Genomic DNA, 20,016 nt, shown 5'->3' on the forward strand with positions numbered 1-20,016 from the left:
GCGATGATCTGCTCTTCCGTAAACCGCTTTCTCTTCATCAGTCCGTCCTTCAATCGAGGCCGGACTCTAATCTCAGATGGAGGAAATTACCCGTGGCAGGTCATTGGGTTGCGAGGGGAAATCCCGGGAGCTTCCTAGAGAATGTCATTTCGCTTGTGGCAGGCCATTTGCATCTGCCAGTTTCCACACGGCTCCTGTGACTTCCCCACATTACCCAACAACCCCACATATCAAGCAGCCTCAAGAGCGGCCTAGCTTGGGAAGGATCCGATGAAGGTCATCCTCGCGGTACTCGCATCAGGCATGCTGAAGTGGGGCATCTTGGTGGCAGCTTTATCAGTTGCTGCCTTGGTCGCTGGGACATATTTCGGATGGTCCAGTCTGGGCTTGTCCGAAGGTCAAGCAAGATCTTGGGACGTGACCCTCAAGTTCGTCGGCGGGATCGGCGCGCTATCGCCGGAGCCATCGTAACCATCCGCAAATTTTTAGATGAGCGGCGAGAGGCAATGATCAGGCACGCTGACGAACAACGAGAGACCACTCGCGTAGCGCTATTGGAGGCCCAAAAGCCCTTTAGCGAGAAGAGGCAGTCGGTCTACTACGAACTTGTGTCATCCACCGCAGCGATTTGTACGAGGGGCGAGGAAGACCCTGTTCGAATTGCTGCAGAACAGCGCTTCTGGGAACTGTATTGGGGGCCAGTACCGATGGTCTGCGATGGCACGGTTGGTTCGGCGATAAATCGCTTTGAGGAGACCCTCGCAACAAAGAGGGAAGATCTAAAGGAACTCCGGAATGCGAGCATGAAACTGGCGGAAGCCTGCCGGGAGTCACTCAGCTTCGGACCGCCGCACTAAGTGGCAGGCGAGGATTTCTATTTTTGGCCACCTACGCGCCACTCAACCAGCCCTCAACCGGACTCGGGCAACCCTTCGATGCAGATTTTCGGGCATTTGCTGTGAAGGTGAATTCGTCCATGGTCTCGACCATACCTCAGACTGCCGACCCCAGAAACGCGGCGTTTTTCTCGGCCGTCCGCACGTCACCCTCATCCGAATGCGTGCCGTCGACCAAGAACGTGGCGTAGTTGAACTTGTTGATACCGGCGTTTCGGTAGAGGTCGAAGACCGGCACCTTCAGCTTCCTCGCCTTGTCGATCATCGCGTCGACATATTCGTAGAGAGATAGGCCCAGGTTGCTATCAGGCGTCGTGTCAGCGTCGGCTGGAGCGTTTCGCCAGCGCGGCGCGACGAAGGCGATATGCATCTTCGGATATTGTCGCGGATATTTCCGAGACGATGAAGTTCATCGCCCCGCGAAGGCTGCTGCTTTCGGTGGTATCCGCATCGATACCCAGCGGAACGCCAGCCGACCAGTCATTCGTTCCGAAGCTGAAAAGGCGGACCTCGACACTGGCCCAGTCGATGGCTGCGGCGCTGTTGATAGCCCTGCGAAAATCCCCGTTTAAGGTGGGATCGGCGACATGATCTGCTTCCGCAGCGGCGATCAGACCGCTCCAGTCCCCGGTCTTAATGGCCGTTGCAAATTTGGTAGCTAAGTATTGCAGCGCCCTCGCATGCTCCGGCGTCGTGTTCTGGCCTGTATAGGCAAGGCGCGTTCCGGCAACTCCGATGTTGATCGTTTTTGCGCCCAGGCGCTCGCCCATCAAGCGATACCATTCGCCCCAATCGGTTTCCTTATCTTTACAGATGGACCTCAGCGAGCGCCCGGACGTGATCTCCTCGCAGATGTGGGCCGCAACCTCTTCTGAGTAGTCGGTAGACCGCGGTAGCGTCGTCACTCACTCGTCCGCATCAGTGGACGGCTCTGCCGGCTCTTCAGGTGCAGGCAGCTTCCCAGCCTTGCCGGCTTTGCCCTTGGCAGCCTTGGCGATACGGAGCACCTTGGCGCCGGCCTTGGCGATCGTTTCGGCCCGGCCCTCGCCGCCCGTGCTGCCTTCTGGGAAGCCCCAGCCGTCAAGGTCATTGAGCGGACCACCGCGAACCATGCCGATCATCACGCCATCGGCGACTTGCTCGACTGTGCCGGAGCGAATGTTAGGCAGGCCGCCCTCAAACTGACCGATGTTACTGACGATTTCCTGTCCTTCTTCGTCTTTGATGATGGTTGCGTAACGTGTCGACATGTAGTCACTCCTTGGCTGTTCGTTCCAATGATTTGTCCGCCAGCAGAGCGTGCGATTGCTGACAGATATCAGATCTGATCAAGCCGGATCGGCTCAGCGCGATCGCGATCACGCTTCCGCATCTTCACGGAGGGCTGTAGCGTAGCCTTGAGGGGAATGGGCAACACAAAGTTCGCAGTTTCGTTCAGCCCGGGGAGACGATCATTTTCCCGCATGAGGCGCACTGAGCTCGGCCGAGTCCAATGCTGCCCCCATTAGCTGGTTGCACGTCGAGCACCTCGAGGATGGATGCTTCGCCGACGAGTTGGCCGAAACGCACCTGGCTCATGCGATCGGATGGAGAGCGGGCTGTCGCTATGCGATTTCTTCTAAGCCCAACGCGAGCATGCCCTACCCCGAACGAAGTAGGTGACGGAGGCCATGCAGCTTCGGTGTCATTCAAACGGCGGTTGCGCCTCGGCCGCCGCAGCGCCGTTCCAGCCGGCTCATGCTGTCCACGGTGACACGGCGGTTGTTCTCGATCCGAATCACGCCGTCCATTCTCAGGCTGGTCAGCTGACGGCTCACGGTCTCGTTTGTAATTCCAAGGAAATCAGAGATGTCGGCACGCGTCATCGGCAGCTCGAAGCACGCCGACCTGGCCGCCGGGTTAACACTGGAATCGATGTTCCGGGCGATCATGAGGAGAAAGCTCGCCACCTTCTCCGGTGCGGTCTTGCGCCCCAGAGTAACCATCCATTCGCGTGCTTCGTCGAGTTCGTTCAGCGTCTGCTTGAGCAGGCGATGCACAAATTCCGGTGATTCCTTCATCATCCGTTCGATGGCCGCTCTCGGAAACGAGCATAGCGAGACAACTGTTGCCGCTTGCGCATTGATCGCGCTTTTCACCTTGAAGGGCCGTCCCAGAAAATCCGGCGCGAACTGGAGGCCGACGATCTGCTGGCGGCCGTCCGAAAGGCTCTTCGTCAGCTTCACCACGCCTGAAAGCACGTTTGAATAGCTGTCGACCGCCTCGGCGTCGCCGATCAGTTCGACCCCCGGCTCGATTTTGTGCCGCGACGAAGTCTTGGCTAGCCGAGCCAAATGGTCTGGTTCGAGCGCACCACAGACACCGCGGTGCCGTGCCTCGCAAGACAGGCAAAGAATGGGAATGCCGGAACTGTGAATATCCTGCCGTAATGTCATTCGATCGGTCTACCGGTCCAGTGCAGGCAGGATAGCAATCGACGGTAGAAAAATCCTTGCGGCAGTTTGTCCGTGCTGAAGGTTGATCGAAATCAGGGCTTAGGCTCATCCAAGCATCCACAGTTCCGGCGACGCAAAACGGTGGACCACGACATGCGACCGGAGCTAGCTGCCAGACTTGGCGAGAATGTCCCGCGCTATACCAGTTATCCGACCGCGCCGCATTTCCATACGGGGGTCGATGCTGTCGTCTACCGAGGCTGGTTGGAGGCGCTCGAAGGCGGTGACGAGATATCGCTTTACCTGCATATTCCCTATTGCGACAGGCTCTGCTGGTTCTGCGCGTGCTATACCAGACAGACGCGCCACTATGAGCCGGTAGCCGCTTATCTGCGCTCGCTGTATGCGGAGATCGCGACGGTTGGCGGCCTTGTCAGCGGCAAGGGCCGAGTTCGCGCAGTTCATTTCGGGGGCGGTTCGCCGACGATGCTGAGGCCCGAGGACATGCTGACACTGGGCACGGTGCTGCGGGACAGCTTCGTTTTTCTCGGCGATGCGAAGGTCAGCGTCGAGATCGATCCGAACAATACGGACGAAGCCCGCCTTGATGCGCTTGCCGAAATCGGCATGACGCGGGCGAGCCTCGGGGTGCAGGATTTCGATCCGAAAGTGCAAAAGGCGATCAACCGCGAGCAAAGCTTTTTGCAGACCAAGGCAGTCGTCGACCAAGTTCGTTCCCGCGGAGTGGATTCCGTGAACCTTGATCTGCTCTACGGCCTGCCGCATCAAACCAGGGAGACTCTGTGTTCCACCGTGGCGCAGGCGCTCACCCTGGAACCGGACAGGATGGCGCTGTTCGGCTACGCTCACGTGCCCTGGTTCAAGAAACATCAGACGATGATCGACGAGGCATGGCTCCCCGGTCCCACGGAGCGGTTCGCTCAATCGCGACTTGCCGCGCGAGCGATTGTGGACGAGGGCTATGAATCAATCGGGCTCGACCATTTCGCAAAGCCGGGCGACGCGTTGGCGGTAGCGGCCCGCGCGGGCGCTTTGCACCGCAATTTTCAGGGCTACACGGACGATCGCTGCGAGACATTGATCGGACTTGGCCCTTCGTCGATCAGCCGTTTTCGCCAGGGCTACGTGCAGAACATGCCTTCGACCGGCGAATACGGCCGCGTGGTTGCAGACGGCAGGTTGGCGGCTGTGCGCGGCATCGTGCTCTCCGACGACGATCGCGTCCGGGGATGGATCATTGAACGGCTGATGTGCGATTTCGCCTTCTCGGCTGTCGATCTGGTGGAGAGCTTCGGGCAAGCCGGCCAAAGGCTCCTGCTTCAGGCAAGCTCCATCGCCCTTAAGGATCCTGCTCAACTGCTTGAACTGCAAGGCGACAGTTTCGTCGTACCGGCGGCAAATCGCCCCTTCGTGAGGAGCATTGCGGTGAAGTTCGATAAATATTTTGAAAGTGCAAAGGCCAGGCACTCAGCGGCAGTCTGAGCACCGCACAGGAACGGTCATGGTTTCAATCGATCGTGAACCGATTGCGCTACATTTTTGTCTCTTCATAGGCGACCGTCGCGTCGAGATAGGATTTCTGATCGGACCAGATGCGAAGACCTTTGGCATAGCGACGATGTCGTCCAGTCGTGCCTTCCATTTGTTGCGACCAGAGGGCTGCTTGCCACCTTTCTGCGGCGTGCCCAAGTGATGTTTGTTTTTATCGTCTGTTCGCGACAGTCTCACTCTGCCGCGCCAGTCTCGCCAGGTGCCTGTTCGCGCTTCGCGACGACGGCAGGATCATTGATGAAATCGGTCCTGCGCCCCGGGCTTGCTGCCTAGTTGGCTTCGATCATTCCTTCGGTAGCGCATAACGGACAACGCGCAACGTTTCCTCGTCTTCGAGGATCACTTCAAGAACCTGGTTCACAAGATCATCGTCGTTCAGCTCGATCAGCGCCATTTCGAAAAGTTCGATCTGCATGTCGAGATCCATGCCTGGCGGGCCGTTTAGGCAAACAAGCCCTGCGTGGATGGCAACATCTGCATACTGTCCCTTGGTGCCCGGATTATCCTTTGGCCCCCTAAAATCCACCGAGTTCTTGGTTACGAAGGTCCAGTCGCCTTCAAGAATGATCGGCTTGAGCTCCCAGTCCTTGAGCCCGGCGAGCCCCAGCCAGACAACGTGGCTGGTCTCGCAATGACCCTTCCCATGCGCAATTTTTGCAAGCTCGGGGGTGAGACATTCATCGATCAGGAACTTCATCCCGCCTTCCTAAGACGCGGAACACGGCGATCGGAAGTGATGACGGAGCCTTTTGGAAGGTCTCCAGTACGAGGACGCCCTCGCAGGGGGTTCGCCTCTGCATAAATCGCCGCGAGCCGTACCTTCTCCGTGTCAAGGCTCGGGTAGGCCCCAAGAATGCGCTCAACCGAATGACCGACAGTGACTGATGCCGCGACATCATACACTGGGACGCGAGTGTTACGGATAACGGGCGTGCCGCTGAGCACGTCATCCGACGACGTGACCATCTCGCGAGCCGCCTCGAGATCGGACAGACGTTCACTCGTGCTCTTCAGGAACGGCATCAGATCGATCGTTAGAAAGTCGTCTCGCACGGTCCAGTCCTCGCGCAGCAGTGCCGCCCAAGCGAGCGAGCGCGAGCGTGTTAGCTTGGGCTCAACCGTCCTGATCGCAAACAGTCGTTCTTCCGAGGTTAGACGCTTTGCGGTCTCGAAGTAGAAGCTGATGAAGGAGCAGGCTCCAGCCAGGACGTGCCGGCCGTTGTCAACCGATACGAAGGCATCGGGCAGGATGCGTTCATCGATTGCGCGATTGACATCTCGCAGGCTTACACGCGAGACCACGGCGGCCTCGGTTGCCTTCAGCATTTCGGCTACAGCTGCCATGGTCGCTCCTAAATAAATCTTCCGACGCATCGGAGATATATAATGAGAGCGTGCCTTTTTCAATGCCTGATGGCGATTTTGACCTTCACAACTTGGCCGAGCTTCTGAGCTGGCTTTCTTTTTTTGGCGTCCAGCCGCCCCCAAAGTCACTGCAACACGGGCTTGAATTCCCCGGTTCTCGAAAAGGCGGCCAGGTCGGCATCATCCCCTTAGCAGCCGTACATCCAGTTCAATCGGCCGGAACTAACGGCTGCCATTGCCCCAGATATCCGCCGACCGAAGCCGATCCCTTTCAGGCAGCGAACGGACTCCCCTCCATGGCAAGAGCTCACTCGGGAGACCTGGGGCAAGCTCCTGGGCAACCTACTGAGCGAAAAATAACGTCCCGCCTCCATAAGCACGCAGCTAACAGGCGGCGGCTGCTGTGGCCCGCCTGAACAGGATAGTTACTCTCGTGCCCTCATTCGGGCTGGAGTTCACGTCGAATTGCGCGTTGGCGTTTTCGATCAGCGAGCGCGCAATCAACGCGCCGAGCTTACCGTGCTTGGGCCATGTCTCGCCTTCTGGCAGGCCGATACCGTCATCGGCGACGACCACCCGGCAGCCTTCACCCTCAACGATGCTGTGCAGGGTGATCGTGCCTCCCTCGCGTCCTTGAAAAGCATGCTTTAGTGCATTGGTCAGCAGTTCGTTCACTACCAGTCCGGCGGGCATGGCGACATTCATCGAAACTGGGTAGGTGTCCACGCTCATGTCGAGCCGGATGCCCTCTGTAGTATGCGCGGTCATGACTCCCGATGCGATTTGACTGAGATAGACGCCGAGATCAACCTCGTCCTTTGGTTCGTCACCGGAAAGTTCTTGGTAGAGCATCGCCAAGGTATCGACACGTCCTGCTAGGCGCTCGAAACGCTTTTGGTCCGGCTCTACCGCATTGCGCGTTTCGATTCGGATCAGGGCGGTGATCATCTGCAAATTGTTCTTGACCCGGTGCTGGAGTTCGCGCAACTGAACGTCTTTTTCACGGATGGGCTCCTCGATCTTGCGGCTGTCAGTCTGGTTGTAATCGACCTCCCGACAACTCGGCCAGTCTGACCTGGCCGATTCCGAGCAGCGCCCGCGCCGCGCGCATCTGTGCGGAACTGATCAAGGCAGCATCCCTCGTCTGGCCACATAAAGCGGCACTAAACGTTATAGTCACGTCTCCTTCATGGGTGCGTCTCAAGAAGTAGCGATCTTCTGACTCGCCCTCCCCAATGGGGAGTGAACGTATCCGATGATAATTTTGTCCGATAGCGCGACCTGAAGTCCCCATCTCTTTCATAAGCACACGCAATTCGGCTGGAGGAGCGAGACAGAAGGTTCGAAAACCTTCCAAGAACCCCAGCAGTTCCGGAGTACGCGAATTGCGGAGCTCTATTGCTGCCGATGTCAGCGCACGGTTCCTTTACGGCGGCTTCGTGCCCTGCCCGCAATGCCTGAGCGGCGTTCGCGCGAGCAGGCCAGCCGCAACCGCCCCTCGAAACGCCGCCGACTTGATCCTCCGCCACCAAAGCGCCGAGGGTCCGCTCGCGAGGGCCTTTGCCGATCGAACTTCATCCGGGTCGCCCACCGCGCGCGACGACGAGCGTTGCCATTGCGTTGCTGAGCAGATTCGTGAACGCACGGCATTCGAACATGAAGTGGTCGACGCCAAGGATCAGCGTCATGCCGACGAAAGGGGCGGTCGGGACGACAAAGAGCGTTGGAGCCAAGGTGACGAATCCAGTACTGGTAATGCGATCTGCTCCTTTCGAAGGGAGCATGGCGAAAAAAAGCAGCAGCACCTGATCGCCGATTGACAGATCCGTGCTCGTCGCCTGCGCGATGAAGAGGGCCGCCAGCATCATGTAGATATTGGTGCCGTCCAGATTGAACGAATATCCGGCCGGGATGACGAGACCCACGACCGAACGCCTGGCGCCCGCCTTCTCCATCTTCTGCATGAGCGAGGGAAGCGCGGCCTCCGAGGAGGACGTTGCGAGGACAAGCAGCAGCTCTTCCTTGATGTAGCGAATGAGAGAGAAGATCGAAAAGCCGTTGTAGCGGCAGACCGCGCCGAGAACCCCAAACACGAAGAGGAAGGCGGTGAAATAGAACGTCGCGACCAGCATCGCGAGGTTGACCACCGAACCGATGCCATATCTGCCGATGGTGAAGGCCATTGCGCCGAAAGCGCCGATCGGCGCGGCTTTCATCAGAATGCCGACGAGCTTGAAGACAGGCGCGATGAGCGCCTGAAGGAAGGAAACGACAGGCTTGCCCGTCTCTCCGGCCATCGCGAGCGCCATGCCGAACAGAACCGAGAAGAACAGCACCTGCAGGATGTCGCCTTCCGCGAAGGCACCGACAATCGTTGGCGGGATGATGTTCATCAGGAAGCCGGTGACCGACTGCTCGTGGGCCTTTGCGGCATAGGTATTCACGGCCTGGACATCGAGCGAGGCCGGATCGATGTTGAGGCCGGCGCCAGGCTGGACGACATTGGCGACGATGAGGCCGACGATCAGCGCCAGCGTCGAGAAAGTGAGGAAATAGACCATTGCCTTGCCGGCGACCCGGCCGACCTTGTGAAGATCGTTCATGCCGGCAATGCCGGTCGCAATTGTCAGGAAGATGACAGGCGCGATGATCATCTTGACCAGCTTGATGAAGGCATCACCCAGCGGCTTCAGGCTCTCGCCGGTCCCCGGATAGAAATAGCCAATTGCGACGCCTAGGGCGATGGCGGCAAGCACCTGTGCGTAAAGCTTGGCATAGAAGGGTTTGCGGGGCGCGGGACTCGCGCCGCGGACTTGTGCAGCTGACACTGTTTCTCTCTCCCTGACCGGATCGAGGTGGGTTCCTCCCGCCCAGGCTTCTCCCGTCGCGGCGCTCCGGTCGAACGCTGCACCAACGCTGCCGCAAGCTCCGTGCCAAAACGCGGCGGCGCGAGAAACGCGCAGGACCTCTCACGCCGTGCTTGTGCGGATTTCTGCACTCGCCGCTGGCGCGTGCCCTTCATCGAAGGAAGGGCCGACTGTCGGGGATTGGAGGTCGCTCTGCGCTTACACGCAGGCTGGCAGCCGCTGGAAGGCCGTCGACGCAAGCACTTTGCCTCAGGTGGCTGCGATCGGCATCCAGATGGTCGACATCTTGTTGTGGTTATGCCCAAGGCCGTCGCCCTAGCGGGCGCAGGCTAGACACCTCTCTTGTTACCCCAGAGCATTACGTGCAGCTGCGGCAGCACGCGGGCTTCGAACCACCTGTCGCGGGTCACCTTTTCAATCAGCCACTCCATGCGTTTCATTATTCCGTCAAGGTCGACAGGCGCGTCTTCATTTCCGGCGCGTGGCGGCGTGTGATTGCCGGGTTGCAGATAGATCGGAAGTCGCGGAAACCTCGCGGCGGCGTCTTTCGCGTAAGCGTAGTCACTGTCGTCGAAAACAACGAGCTTGAGCACGATTTGCGGCTTCTCCTGCGCCGCTTCGATGCACGCCTCGACAGCGGCCCAATCGGTCCTCATTTCGCTTGACGGCGGCTTCGGGCTGAGGACCAGCACGTCAAGGTCGGCAAACCAGTCCCTGACCACGGAACCTTGGGTTTCCAGCGCAAAACGGTAACCTTCACCATGGCCTCGCTCGATGAGCGCACGAAACGGCTGAATGGCAGGATTGCCGCCTGACAGTGACACCATCACTGGCCGGCCACCGGAAAGCGCAACGACGGTTTGCCACACCGTGTCGATTGACATCATCTCCCATTCATGGCGGAATTGATTATCCACCGCATGGAGGCTGTCACACCAGGAACAGCGATAGTCACACCCGCCGGTCCTGATGAAGACAGTCGGCAAACCAATGAGCACGCCCTCGCCCTGGATCGTCGGCCCGAAAATCTCACTCACGCGGATTGCGGGATGCGTATCGGTCATGGCCGGTATTCCGCCCAGGTTTTCGGCGTTTCGCTCACCCGCACGGCCGAGGTTTCGCGCAGGCGTGCCTTGCACCATTCATAAAAATGTCTGGCCAGATATTCCGCCGTGACTTGCTCATGTCCCAGCACGTCGTTGAGATGTCGGTGGTCGAAGCTCTCGTCGATGTAGCGTTTGAATGGCGCCAAATCGTGATAGTCGCGCACGAAGCCGTTGTCGTTCAGTCCATTCGCTGAAAGCTCCACTTCAACGATGTAGTTATGCCCGTGCAGGCGCGCGCATTGGTGATCGGGTGGCAACGAGGTGAGCTGATGCGAGGCTGAGAAGTGGAATTCCTTGGTGATGCGGAACATTACGCGGTCCTCCTTCGCAGCGCATCGAGCCAGAAGTCGGAGTCCTCGTAGTCGGTGGGGTCCGGCTGCCCAGAGAGATGAAACGCCTCGCGCCGCTCGACGCAGGTCCCGCACCTCCCGCAGTGACGCTCGGCGCCCTTGTAGCAGGACCAGGTCTGCGCAAACGGCGTGCCGTATGCTGCTCCATTCCTAACAATGTCCGCCTTCGTGAGATTCACATAGGGTGCATAAATGCGAATCTCCGCGTAGCCGTCGAGCGCGTGGTCCTGCATCATCTGGAAAGCGTCGATGAAGGCCGGACGGCAGTCGGGATAAATGAAATGATCCCCACCATGCACGGCCGTCGCCACCGCCTCAGCGCCGTGCGCTGCGGCGAAGCCGAAGGCAATGGCCAACATGATGGCGTTCCGGTTCGGCACCACCGTGACCTTCATCGTGTCTTCGGCGTAGTGCCCGTCGGGCACGTCCACATTATCGGTCAGCGCGGAGCCGGAAAGGCCGCCGCCGATCTCGTGGATGTCGATGATGCGGTGCGGGACGCTCAGTCGCTCCGCGCAAAGGGCGGCGAAGCCCAATTCCTTCCTATGCCGTTGGCCGTAATCGAAAGATAGGAGGCCGGCGAGTTCGTGCTCCGCTGCCACCTTGTGAGCAAGGGTAACGGAGTCCAATCCGCCGGAGCAGACGACGAGAGTCTTCATTTTTGGGTCCTTGTTTTAACCGGGTAGGCTGCGACCGGAGATTTCTCTGCGCTCCCAGTACTTCAGGAAATCCATTTTGTGAAGTGAACGGGGGACGAGTTTCATGCGCTGACGTGCCGCTGTGTGCAAGGCGCCCTCGCGGTGAGCCTGCAAGGAACACTGACTAGCGAAACGTCACGCTTCAGCGGAATGCTCAAAGGCGAGCGCACCAGAATAAGCTCTGCAGGAGGTCCGGACCTTCGTAAACAAAGTTCTCGACGATCAAGCGCCCGGCGGTCCCGAGCTTCGAGGAACGCCACCGAGAGGGTTTCAGGTACTAGACGGCCCAAGGATGGGCTTGCCGCAAACAACGGACTTACCAGTGGGATGTTCAGCGACGCCGATGCAGATGTCTGGAATGATCACGACATCAATTGTCGCGGCAACTTTGGCTGGCCTGCTCCTCGGGTTCCGTAGATCCAGCGCATTCCGCTTCAGGATCGGTTCGAACCGGAGCACTCCCTCGGTCAATGGACGTCCGGCAACAACCTGAATGATCGGTCGTGAGCCGACATCTGTGAACAAGCGGTGTGGTCGATTGCTATCACCCATGTGTTGCGCGCAGGTACCTTATGGCAGTGGATGAACTGGATTTGATGGTTTTACAGCTGGCGGTCGAAAGCGTCCGCTCGCTCTCCTTAAGCTTCGCTGAAAAGGCCGCCGAGGTAGCCACCAGGAGCCGCGGCATCCTGCTTTTCGACGTGCGGGTCGACGGTGATGCGGGGGTCCAGCGGGTCGCAGCCATCCGATATCAGGGCGACCAGATCGGCGTGCTGGCGTTGGACAGACAGGGCCTTGTTACCCACCATTGCATCGTCAACGGTACGTTCTCACATTTCATTGCGCCCTTGGAGAACTGGCACAGCATGCCCCTGTCGATGCAGGCCAAGATCGATGCCAACGGCCATGCCAGTCTCTTCCTAGGGGCCTTGCGAAATGCCGGACATTTGCTGGGCAGCTAGCATTTGGCCAGAATGCATCTGTGAATTTTTGCATGCGCATCGCTGCCGACAGCGCCGGCATGATTGTCGTGCTCGAAAACGGCTGCGGCGATCGCGGCAAAGCGATCGCCGCGATGATGGCGATCTACGCGTGGGCGTTGCATCGATGCGCGATCGTTTAGACAGAGGTCTCCGCCTGGCATCGAGCAACATGCACGGAGGTACGCAAAGCGCAAATGCATCAAGTATTTGAAGGGACGAGCCCCTCGCGCAAATGGAGCTTGCGCTGCCGTTGTCGTCCCATCGTGCCGCCGAACTCGGGGGCGTGACGATCGACCACGATGGCCTATTTTTTTGCAAAGCCGAATGTCCCGATTCCGAAGCCAAGGAAAAAACTCCGACCACAGCGAAGAATAGTAACAACACGGGCGACGCAAGCCGCCTTGCCCTCTAGCAGGGGAGGTGCTTGCGGTGCTCTCACCGACACAAGATCGCAAATGGCACGTGGGTGAGCACCAGAACTGGCGACACGCATGGTGATCGGCTTGACTCGCTGGAGGAAGCACAAGGCCTCAGTGGGCGGAGGCGCCAGCGACGGTCGAATACTGGCTGGCTGCTCGGGATCTGATCGTTGAAATGACGTAGGATTTGGTTGCTTAAGCCGATCCGAACCATTTCCCGGAGACCACACCCACCATGAACGATCTTGCGCTGCCGCTGAGCGGTTTGTCATCAGTCGGCGGCAAGTCCGTCGTCGCCCGTTTCGACGGCGGCATGCTGTCGTCCAACAGCGGCGTTCTGGCTTTGGCCGAGGTGGAAAGCGGTTGCGGGTGGCCGAGCGTCTGGCGCGTTGCATCGACGATCCGCGCTGCCCGGACCAGGTCGTCCACAGCCTGGCTGACATGATCGGCTTTCGCATGAAGATGATCGCCGCCGGCTACGAGGACGGCAACGACGCCAACCGGCTGCGCCGCGATCCGGTCTTCAAGATGGCCCAGGATGCGCTGCCGTCGGGTCGGGATCTGGCGTCGCAATCGACGCTGTGCCGGCTGGAGAACCTACCCGGCGTGCGGGAGCTGGTCGCGATGGGACGGGCGATGGTCGATCTCTATTGCGCCTCGTTCCGGCAGGTGCCGAAGCGGATCGTACTCGACATTGACGACACCTTCGACGCTGTGCACGGAGGCCAACAGCTTCGCCTGTTCAATGCCCACCATGACGAGTACGGCTTCCAGCCGATCGTCGTGTTCGATGGTGCGGGACGGTTCGTCAGCGCGATCCTGCGACCGGCCAAGCGGCCGAGTGGGGCTGAGATCCGCCCCCACCTGCGCCGTCTGGTGCGGGCGATCCGGATCAACTGGCCGAACATTCGAATCCTGCTCCGCGGCGATAGCCATTATTGCAACCCGCAGGTCATCGACTGGTGCCGCGCCAACGACGTCGACTTCATCTTTGGCCTCGCGCCCACCACGACCCTGCGCAAGCATGTCGCGGATCTGGAGGCCAGCACGACGGCGCGCTTCGAAGCGTCGGCCAAGACAGGCAAGGTCCGCAGGTTCAAGGAGTTCGTTGACGGCGCCCGCAGCGCGGCCGGGCCGGCAGCACTCAGGCGACTATAACGGGCGCAGAGCCGACCCTGCGGCTTCCAGACATTGTCGTGTACAGCTTCAGACCCTCAAGCCGAGCCCGCAGGGCCTCGCTTACCTTTTACGGGGCGGCGGTACGTCCAAGCCGCTTCAACAGTTAAGAATTTCGCAAAGACGATACCCCCGGATCGTCGAGCTTCCGCTGCCACTTCCCGCATTCGCCGAGGCGGTCAATGACCCGCCCTTCACAATAGTTATCCGGCAAGCATCTGGATGCGAGAGATAATGTTGCCGGAGGCATCTCTCATGGCTTCTACACCTGCCTGAACGCCAGAACCGCGTTCGTGCCGCCAAAGGCGAAGGAGTTGCTCAGTGCCACGCGCACCTTGCGCTCGCGTGCCACATTGGGCGTGACGTCGAGATCGCAATCGGGGTCCAGCTCACGATAATTGGCAGTCGGCGGCACGACGCTCTCGCGGATAGCCATCACGCAGGCGATCAACTCGAGCGCGCCGGACGCGCCGAGGCAATGCGCGTGCATGGACTTGGTAGAAGAAATGGACATTGAGAAGGCGTGCTGACCGAAGACGCGCTTGATCGCCGCCGTCTCGATCTGGTCGTTGGCCTTGGTGCCGGTGCCGTGCGCGTTGAGATAGTCGACATCCTCGGCGTCCAGCCTGGCATCGGCAAGGCAGGCCCGCATTGCTGCCTCCGGCCCCTCGACAGTCGGCGCGACGATGTCGGACGCATCGGCGGAAAGGCCGGCACCGGCAATTTCGGCAAGGATGGTGGCGCCCCGAGCCAGGGCATGCTCGTAGCTTTCCAGCACCGCCATGCCGGCGCCTTCACCAAGCGACAGGCCCTGGCGATCGGCCGAGAATGGCCGGCAAGTATCGGGCGAAAGCACGCGGATCGCTTCCCATGCCTTCAGCACACCCCATATGAGCGGCGCTTCGCTGCCGCCGGCAAGCATCACGTCGGCCCGGCCGAGCCTGATCTGGTCCACCGCGCAGGCAATCGCATGGTTTGCCGAGGAACAGGCGGACGTGACGCCGAACACCGGCCCGCGCAGACCAAGACTCATGCTGACCTGGCCGGCAGCGGCACCCGGCATCGCCTTGGGTACAGTCAAGAGAGCGGCACGCTTACCGCCCAGAAGGATGGCGCGGTAGGTTTGCTCGATCGCATCCCACCCGCAGCCGCCAACGCCCACCGTCGCACCGAAGCGATAGCTATTTCCCTCTTTGGAGGAAAGTCCGGCCTGACGCATGGCTTCGCGCGCCGCAAGCACAGCGAGCAGGCTGAAGCGGTCCATGGAGATGAGTTGCTTGCCGTCGATGTCATGCTCCGGCAGCGCCTTGATCTCGGCACCGATCCTGACCCTCAATTCATGGAGCTCGGAGTTGACGATTGGGCCGATGGCGGAGCGGCCTTCTCGCATCTCTGTCCAAATGGCGGCGGCGTTGGTCCCAAGCCCGCAAATACCGCCAATCCCAGTAATCACGACGCGCCTGTCCATTCACACCCCCTTAGCGAGCAAGCTGCGCACGGCTTCCACCATGTCCCCAACATTCTGGAGATCCGACCATGCCTCGGCCGTATTCATCTCGATCTGGATGCCGTAGGCCTGCTCCAGGTCCCAGAGAACGTCCGCCAATCCCAGTGAATCGATACCGAGCGAAGTCAGTCCCGTGGCAGCCGTTATCTCGCCGCCTGTGGCAGGCGCTATGCCGCCCTCCGACGCGGCGCGCTTCTTGATAATGGCGATTATTTCGTTGGCGAGTTGATCTGCCATCTTGTTCCTTTCCAGCTTGCGTTTTCGGCGTCGTTCAAAACCCGAGTCGCGTCGCGTTGCCAAAATTGCCCCTCATGGAGCCTGTGCGACCGACCAAGCCCAATGCCCATAGGAACCGGACGAGTTCCGGCTTCTGCGGCGTCAGCCCGATGACGGAGAAAAGTCGCCGGCCTCCCGCTTTTGCGCCAGCACATCAAGAATCTGCGTGTAAATGGATAGGAACCGTCGTCAAACGTCAGCTAAACGCTGCGACGGTGGGTGCTGTCAGCGTATTCACTCGGCACCTCATATGTAATCGAGATGTTTCATAGCTCCGGACCAGTTGCGATCAACTATTGTACCGGTCCGCCATTCGTCGGAGAGTTCGACATGATCGGAGCGCTGCCTCTCATTCCCAGTACAATCTCCACCGCACGCGACAGATTTCCTCTTTCGGGCTCTTCTCAAGGGACTCGCCACGCGATAGAGGCAGTGATCGGCGCACGTGAGGTCCTGCCAAGTCCATGCGACATTCCGGAAAATTGGTAAAATCGTTTGTTTCAATCAAATGCATCCACGCTATGGATAGCTAAGACATGCGTTTCAAAGGGCTCGATCTGAATCTTCTCGTCGTTCTCGACGCGCTGCTGAGCGAGCGCGGCCTCACGGCGGCGGCACGCCGCATCAACCTAACCAAATTCATGGGGGTTGGTGGATGTGGCGCAAGGCGTTGAAATGACGTAGGATTTGGTTGCTAAAGCCGGGTCGGGATCTGGCGTCGCAATCGACGCTGTGCCGGCTGGAGAACCTACCCGGCGTGCGGGAGCTGGTCGCGATGGGACGGGCGATGGTCGATCTCTATTGCGCCTCGTTCCGGCAGGTGCCGAAGCGGATCGTACTCGACATTGACGACACCTTCGACGCTGTGCACGGAGGCCAACAGCTTCGCCTGTTCAATGCCCACCATGACGAGTACGGCTTCCAGCCGATCGTCGTGTTCGATGGTGCGGGACGGTTCGTCAGCGCGATCCTGCGACCGGCCAAGCGGCCGAGTGGGGCTGAGATCCGCCCCCACCTGCGCCGTCTGGTGCGGGCGATCCGGATCAACTGGCCGAACATTCGAATCCTGCTCCGCGGCGATAGCCATTATTGCAACCCGCAGGTCATCGACTGGTGCCGCGCCAACGACGTCGACTTCATCTTTGGCCTCGCGCCCACCACGACCCTGCGCAAGCATGTCGCGGATCTGGAGGCCAGCACGACGGCGCGCTTCGAAGCGTCGGCCAAGACAGGCAAGGTCCGCAGGTTCAAGGAGTTCGTTGACGGCGCCGCTAGTTGGAGCCGCGTCGAGCGCATCATCGCGCGGGTCGAGGTCGGCGCCCAAGGTGGCGATATCCGCTTCGTCGTCACCAACCTTGCCGGTGGGAAGGCCAAGGCGCTCTACGAGGATGTCTACTGCCGGCGCGGCGCGGCCGAGAACCACATCAAGGCGTGGAAGACGCATCTTGCCGCCGACCGCACATCCTGCACCAGAGCGACGGCCAACCAGTTCCGGCTATTCCTGCATGCCGGTGCTACTGGTTGATGTGGGGCTTGCGGGCCGCGATGCCGAGGCGCTCGAGCTTTGCCGTCGCCCAATTCGACACGCTGCGATTGCGCCTCATCAAAATCGCTGCGCGGGTGGTCGAGATGAAATCGCAAATCCGCCTGCACCTGCCGACATCGTGCCCCGACCAGCGCATCCTGCGCATCGTCCTCGATCGCATCCCCCAACTCGCGACATAACGATGGGGGCAGACGCCCCGAAACGAACCCGTCGACCGCAACCTGCAAACCCCCGCCTGCCATCACGACGGAGCAATCCCGGCGCCTGACGAGGCGCGTGGAAAAGCACCGCAACGGCGACCACAACGTCGCTTCAGGCCGTCAAAAGCTTATCGCCGTGCATCAAGGCGGCTAGAAGCGCGCCGGCAGCCTGGCGGGGGGCTTGGGGTTAGACTGCCGGCGCACGCCACTCATGAAGAGCGGCCCCTTTTTGCGGTTCCGACACCCATAGTCAACCCGGCAGCGTCTGGATGCCCGCTGTGCTCTTTTCAGAGCGGCTCGCGATGCCGGCCATGTCGGCCGATCCTGCCTAGGATGGGGGGCCACTCTCGTCGGCCGAGTTGATGCTCCAGCCAGTATCGCCTTGCCGACCAGCATGGGTTCGCCGTTAGCAATCCATCCTCGCGAGCCAATGCTATCGTGCACGTGTCGCAGCACTCCGGGCGGCTATATCGCTTAAGACAGCATGACGAAGCGTTCCAACTTCCTGTTCGGCGAGCCCGTGTGCAGTTCCTGACTCGGACAGTGGACGAGAATTCTCTTGGCGGTACTGCGCCAGAAGGCATTCGCGTCCAACGGAATCAAGCGACGACTATCAGCCGCAAACGTCACATCACAAGAGCGGTCTTCCACCCATTGCAGATTATCCGACTGATCAGGCGGCGTCCGATATGTCCGACTCTGCCTCAAGAATTCCCACAGGTATGGACAGCGATCTCGCTATCCGATTCCGATAGCCCTTATTGTACTTTAGACCCCGCTCGATGTTTTGGATTTCCTGAGCGGCAAGCCCGCACGCGACCGCGAGGTCCTCGATTGAATACCCAAGGTGCTCACGATAAGCGCGGATGATGTGGGTCCCCTGCGACATAGCCGTCAAGACTGGCTCGGGAATGCGCGAATCCTTCATAAACATCTCCAAGAAGATGGGAGCGCCTGACAAATCGGGAGATTTCCTCCCCGACCCTGGCGCACACCCAGCAAATCAAAAAAATGGACGTCCATTCGGCCGGACCGGCCTCATCCATGGAATGGGCCACTTGAAATTGGCAGCCGGGTCGGAATATGGCGGCTCACCTGCTTCTGATCAAGTTCTAAGAACCTGCCCGCCATGAGATGGCCTGATCGGCTGTAGCGCATTCGACCTGCGATCCTACACGACTCATTCTCCCCGATGGCTTTCTTGAACAGCAACTCGAACTCTCACTGACGCCTCCAGTGGCTATTCGCGGCACCGTCCACCCAGCCTCGCGGACGCTGATAGATAGTGTCCTGAAGGTTCTGCAAAAAGTTTTGGAGAGAGAACGGCGCTTGCTCTGAAGGGCGAGCGGCCATGGCACGGTGGTGACGTTGCAATCACCGATTCCCGTGGAAGGGGAAGTGCCATGACCAATCGAGAAGTTAAACTGAGCAGGGGCGAGTTGAAAGCGTTGCTGCTGTCGGATGAGGACGGCTTTCGCCAGGTATTGCAGACTGTCGTGCAGGAGGCTCTGGAAGCCGAGATGACGGAGGCGATCGGGGCCGAGAAAGGCGAGCGGACGGCGGAGCGGGTGAGTTACCGGTCCGGGTATTACGAGCGCAAGCTGGTGACGCGGGTTGGGGTGCTGGAACTTCGCGTTCCGCAGGATCGGACGGGCCGGTTCTCGACGGAGTTGTTTGAGCGCTATCAGCGTTCGGAGAAGGCCTTGGTGTCGGCGCTGGTCGAGATGTACGTACAAGGCGTTTCGACCCGCAAGGTGAAGGCGGTGACGGAGGAATTGTGCGGCCACTCTTTCTCGGCCTCGACGGTGAGCGAGGCGACGATGCGGCTGGATGAGGCGCTCAAGGCGTTCTTCACGCAGCGGCTCGAGGAAAGCTATCCGTATCTCATCTTGGACGCGCGCTATGAACGGGCTCGCGAGGCGGGCGTGATCGCCAGCCAGGCGGTGCTGGTGGCGATCGGCGTGGATTGGGAGGGCCGGCGCCAGGTCCTGGGCGTGGAGCTGGCCAACCGGGAGAGCCATTCGAGCTGGCGCGAGTTCGTGACGGGGCTCAAGAATCGCGGGCTCGCCGGCGTCGAGTTCGTCGTCTCCGACGACCATCCGGGGCTCAGGGCGGCAATCCGCGAAGTGCTGCCCGAAGCGGTCTGGCAGCGCTGCTACGTGCACTTCCTCAGAAACGCGCTCGACTACGTGCCGCGCAAGGTCGACGACGATTGCCTGATGGAGCTCAGATGGTTCTACGACCGGCGCGACCTTGCCGAGGTCAAACGCGACCTGGCGCAGTGGATCGCCAAATGGCAGGCCAAATACCCGAAGCTGGTCAACTGGGTGGAAGACAACATCGAGGAGACGCTGAGCTTCTATCGGCTGCCGCTTGCCCACCACAAGCACATGAAGTCGACGAACATGCTGGAGCGGCTGAACCAGGAGATCAAGCGGCGCACCCTGGTCGTTCGCATCTTCCCCAACCCGCGGAGCTGCCTGCGGCTGGTTCGGGCATTGGCGGTCGAGATCCACGAGAACTGGCTCGAGGCGACCCGCTATCTCAACATGGATCATCTGCGCGAGCACAAGAAGGAGAGCCTGAGAGCATTGGCCGCCTGAGCACCGCCGTGGGGCCG

At 60.0% G+C, this 20,016-nt stretch carries 18 protein-coding genes and 7 pseudogenes; 10 read left to right on the forward strand and 15 right to left on the reverse strand.

Annotated features, from left to right (window positions below; all coding sequences use genetic code 11):
- Nucleotides 1-270: 270 nt before the first annotated feature.
- The gene (locus NKH23_RS27510) at nt 271-471 is read left to right on the forward strand and encodes a hypothetical protein (RefSeq protein ID WP_353035783.1); all 201 of its coding nucleotides are present in this window, start codon (nt 271-273) and stop codon (nt 469-471) included.
- Nucleotides 472-993: 522 nt separating this feature from the next.
- Here NKH23_RS27510 and NKH23_RS27515 read toward each other — a convergent pair.
- The 4 genes from NKH23_RS27515 to NKH23_RS27530 all read right to left on the reverse strand — a co-directional run bounded on the left by NKH23_RS27515 (nt 994) and on the right by NKH23_RS27530 (nt 3,331).
- Complete coding sequence (locus NKH23_RS27515; protein ID WP_352502741.1) at nt 994-1,161, reverse strand: hypothetical protein; 168 nt, start codon at nt 1,159-1,161, stop codon at nt 994-996.
- A gap of 52 nt (nt 1,162-1,213) precedes the next feature.
- Nucleotides 1,214-1,801: a hypothetical protein gene (locus tag NKH23_RS27520; RefSeq protein ID WP_353035785.1), complete on the reverse strand. Its 588-nt coding sequence runs from the start codon at nt 1,799-1,801 to the stop codon at nt 1,214-1,216.
- Nucleotides 1,802-2,146 carry a hypothetical protein gene (locus NKH23_RS27525; RefSeq protein ID WP_352502743.1) on the reverse strand — a complete coding sequence of 115 codons (345 nt, stop codon included), beginning with the start codon at nt 2,144-2,146 and terminating at the stop codon, nt 1,802-1,804.
- 438 nt (nt 2,147-2,584) lie between these two features.
- The gene (locus tag NKH23_RS27530; protein WP_353035787.1) at nt 2,585-3,331 is read right to left on the reverse strand and encodes a Crp/Fnr family transcriptional regulator; all 747 of its coding nucleotides are present in this window, start codon (nt 3,329-3,331) and stop codon (nt 2,585-2,587) included.
- 153 nt (nt 3,332-3,484) lie between these two features.
- On the opposite strand from NKH23_RS27530, the gene hemN reads away from it, so the two are divergent.
- The gene (gene hemN, locus NKH23_RS27535) at nt 3,485-4,834 is read left to right on the forward strand and encodes an oxygen-independent coproporphyrinogen III oxidase (protein WP_352721700.1); all 1,350 of its coding nucleotides are present in this window, start codon (nt 3,485-3,487) and stop codon (nt 4,832-4,834) included.
- Nucleotides 4,835-5,186: 352 nt separating this feature from the next.
- Here the strand turns inward: hemN and NKH23_RS27540 are convergent, their stop codons facing one another.
- The 8 genes and pseudogenes from NKH23_RS27540 to queC form a co-directional block, all read right to left on the reverse strand.
- A complete protein-coding gene (locus NKH23_RS27540; RefSeq protein ID WP_353035789.1) occupies nt 5,187-5,600 on the reverse strand; it encodes a DUF5615 family PIN-like protein in 414 nt (137 codons plus the stop codon).
- Complete coding sequence (locus NKH23_RS27545; RefSeq protein ID WP_352549603.1) at nt 5,597-6,247, reverse strand: DUF433 domain-containing protein; 651 nt, start codon at nt 6,245-6,247, stop codon at nt 5,597-5,599. The genes NKH23_RS27540 and NKH23_RS27545 overlap by 4 nt, the downstream gene beginning before the upstream one ends.
- A 405-nt stretch (nt 6,248-6,652) precedes the next feature.
- Nucleotides 6,653-7,294, reverse strand: a pseudogene (locus tag NKH23_RS27550) (sensor histidine kinase); the annotation flags it as partial.
- A 25-nt stretch (nt 7,295-7,319) separates the two neighbouring features.
- Nucleotides 7,320-7,397 (reverse strand): annotated as a pseudogene (locus NKH23_RS27555) (helix-turn-helix domain-containing protein); the annotation flags it as partial.
- A 463-nt stretch (nt 7,398-7,860) separates the two neighbouring features.
- A pseudogene (locus NKH23_RS27560) lies at nt 7,861-9,096 on the reverse strand (dicarboxylate/amino acid:cation symporter); the annotation flags it as partial.
- Between the two features lie 368 nt (nt 9,097-9,464).
- Nucleotides 9,465-10,199 (reverse strand): 7-carboxy-7-deazaguanine synthase QueE, encoded by a 735-nt coding sequence (queE, locus tag NKH23_RS27565; protein ID WP_352642189.1) that lies wholly within the window; start codon nt 10,197-10,199, stop codon nt 9,465-9,467.
- Nucleotides 10,196-10,552: a 6-carboxytetrahydropterin synthase QueD gene (gene queD / locus NKH23_RS27570; RefSeq protein ID WP_023722053.1), complete on the reverse strand. Its 357-nt coding sequence runs from the start codon at nt 10,550-10,552 to the stop codon at nt 10,196-10,198. Before queD ends, queE begins: the two co-directional genes overlap by 4 nt.
- Nucleotides 10,552-11,250, reverse strand: coding sequence for a 7-cyano-7-deazaguanine synthase QueC (gene queC, locus NKH23_RS27575; RefSeq protein ID WP_031194962.1), 699 nt, complete (start codon nt 11,248-11,250; stop codon nt 10,552-10,554). Before queC ends, queD begins: the two co-directional genes overlap by 1 nt.
- Before the next feature lie 611 nt (nt 11,251-11,861).
- On the opposite strand from queC, the gene NKH23_RS27580 reads away from it, so the two are divergent.
- The 5 genes and pseudogenes from NKH23_RS27580 to NKH23_RS27600 all read left to right on the forward strand — a co-directional run.
- Nucleotides 11,862-12,251, forward strand: a complete 390-nt coding sequence (locus NKH23_RS27580) for a hypothetical protein (protein ID WP_023722055.1) — start codon at nt 11,862-11,864, stop codon at nt 12,249-12,251.
- Between the two features lie 32 nt (nt 12,252-12,283).
- Nucleotides 12,284-12,412, forward strand: coding sequence for a hypothetical protein (locus NKH23_RS27585; RefSeq protein WP_023722056.1), 129 nt, complete (start codon nt 12,284-12,286; stop codon nt 12,410-12,412).
- 92 nt (nt 12,413-12,504) lie between these two features.
- Entirely contained in the window at nt 12,505-12,684 is a 180-nt protein-coding gene (locus tag NKH23_RS27590) for a hypothetical protein (protein WP_352496237.1), read from the forward strand.
- 242 nt (nt 12,685-12,926) lie between these two features.
- Nucleotides 12,927-13,810 (forward strand): annotated as a pseudogene (locus NKH23_RS27595) (IS1380 family transposase); the annotation flags it as partial.
- Between the two features lie 168 nt (nt 13,811-13,978).
- A pseudogene (locus tag NKH23_RS27600) lies at nt 13,979-14,143 on the forward strand (LysR family transcriptional regulator); the annotation flags it as partial.
- Here the strand turns inward: NKH23_RS27600 and NKH23_RS27605 are convergent.
- Together NKH23_RS27605 and NKH23_RS27610 are read right to left on the reverse strand one after the other, a co-directional pair.
- A complete protein-coding gene (locus NKH23_RS27605) occupies nt 14,130-15,335 on the reverse strand; it encodes a beta-ketoacyl-[acyl-carrier-protein] synthase family protein (protein ID WP_352453892.1) in 1,206 nt (401 codons plus the stop codon). The pseudogene NKH23_RS27600 and the gene NKH23_RS27605 overlap by 14 nt on opposite strands.
- Nucleotides 15,336-15,611 carry an acyl carrier protein gene (locus NKH23_RS27610; protein WP_352458906.1) on the reverse strand — a complete coding sequence of 92 codons (276 nt, stop codon included), beginning with the start codon at nt 15,609-15,611 and terminating at the stop codon, nt 15,336-15,338.
- A gap of 575 nt (nt 15,612-16,186) precedes the next feature.
- On the opposite strand from NKH23_RS27610, the pseudogene NKH23_RS27615 reads away from it, so the two are divergent.
- Both NKH23_RS27615 and NKH23_RS27620 read left to right on the forward strand, forming a co-directional pair.
- Nucleotides 16,187-16,288 (forward strand): annotated as a pseudogene (locus tag NKH23_RS27615) (LysR family transcriptional regulator); the annotation flags it as partial.
- Between the two features lie 68 nt (nt 16,289-16,356).
- Nucleotides 16,357-17,375, forward strand: a pseudogene (locus NKH23_RS27620) (IS1380 family transposase); the annotation flags it as partial.
- Between the two features lie 694 nt (nt 17,376-18,069).
- Here the strand turns inward: NKH23_RS27620 and NKH23_RS27625 are convergent.
- Nucleotides 18,070-18,330, reverse strand: a complete 261-nt coding sequence (locus NKH23_RS27625) for a helix-turn-helix domain-containing protein (protein WP_352496595.1) — start codon at nt 18,328-18,330, stop codon at nt 18,070-18,072.
- A gap of 469 nt (nt 18,331-18,799) precedes the next feature.
- Between NKH23_RS27625 and NKH23_RS27630 the strand changes: the two genes are divergently transcribed.
- Nucleotides 18,800-19,999 carry an IS256 family transposase gene (locus NKH23_RS27630; protein WP_023718475.1) on the forward strand — a complete coding sequence of 400 codons (1,200 nt, stop codon included), beginning with the start codon at nt 18,800-18,802 and terminating at the stop codon, nt 19,997-19,999.
- Nucleotides 20,000-20,016: the final 17 nt, after the last annotated feature.

Origin of the sequence: Mesorhizobium sp. M1328, from assembly GCF_040318075.1 — a bacterium.
In the GTDB taxonomy this organism is placed as follows: Bacteria; Pseudomonadota; Alphaproteobacteria; order Rhizobiales; family Rhizobiaceae; genus Mesorhizobium.

Coding starts and splice junctions, on each gene's coding strand:
- NKH23_RS27510 (WP_353035783.1), top strand. CDS start 271: ATGAAGGTCATCCTCGCGGTACTCGCATCAGGCATGCTGAAGTGGGGC.
- NKH23_RS27515 (WP_352502741.1), bottom strand. CDS start 1,161: ATGATCGACAAGGCGAGGAAGCTGAAGGTGCCGGTCTTCGACCTCTAC.
- NKH23_RS27525 (WP_352502743.1), bottom strand. CDS start 2,146: ATGTCGACACGTTACGCAACCATCATCAAAGACGAAGAAGGACAGGAA.
- NKH23_RS27530 (WP_353035787.1), bottom strand. CDS start 3,331: ATGACATTACGGCAGGATATTCACAGTTCCGGCATTCCCATTCTTTGC.
- hemN (WP_352721700.1), top strand. CDS start 3,485: ATGCGACCGGAGCTAGCTGCCAGACTTGGCGAGAATGTCCCGCGCTAT.
- NKH23_RS27540 (WP_353035789.1), bottom strand. CDS start 5,600: ATGAAGTTCCTGATCGATGAATGTCTCACCCCCGAGCTTGCAAAAATT.
- NKH23_RS27545 (WP_352549603.1), bottom strand. CDS start 6,247: ATGGCAGCTGTAGCCGAAATGCTGAAGGCAACCGAGGCCGCCGTGGTC.
- queE (WP_352642189.1), bottom strand. CDS start 10,199: ATGACCGATACGCATCCCGCAATCCGCGTGAGTGAGATTTTCGGGCCG.
- queD (WP_023722053.1), bottom strand. CDS start 10,552: ATGTTCCGCATCACCAAGGAATTCCACTTCTCAGCCTCGCATCAGCTC.
- queC (WP_031194962.1), bottom strand. CDS start 11,250: ATGAAGACTCTCGTCGTCTGCTCCGGCGGATTGGACTCCGTTACCCTT.
- NKH23_RS27580 (WP_023722055.1), top strand. CDS start 11,862: ATGGCAGTGGATGAACTGGATTTGATGGTTTTACAGCTGGCGGTCGAA.
- NKH23_RS27585 (WP_023722056.1), top strand. CDS start 12,284: ATGCGCATCGCTGCCGACAGCGCCGGCATGATTGTCGTGCTCGAAAAC.
- NKH23_RS27590 (WP_352496237.1), top strand. CDS start 12,505: ATGGAGCTTGCGCTGCCGTTGTCGTCCCATCGTGCCGCCGAACTCGGG.
- NKH23_RS27605 (WP_352453892.1), bottom strand. CDS start 15,335: ATGGACAGGCGCGTCGTGATTACTGGGATTGGCGGTATTTGCGGGCTT.
- NKH23_RS27610 (WP_352458906.1), bottom strand. CDS start 15,611: ATGGCAGATCAACTCGCCAACGAAATAATCGCCATTATCAAGAAGCGC.
- NKH23_RS27625 (WP_352496595.1), bottom strand. CDS start 18,330: ATGTTTATGAAGGATTCGCGCATTCCCGAGCCAGTCTTGACGGCTATG.
- NKH23_RS27630 (WP_023718475.1), top strand. CDS start 18,800: ATGACCAATCGAGAAGTTAAACTGAGCAGGGGCGAGTTGAAAGCGTTG.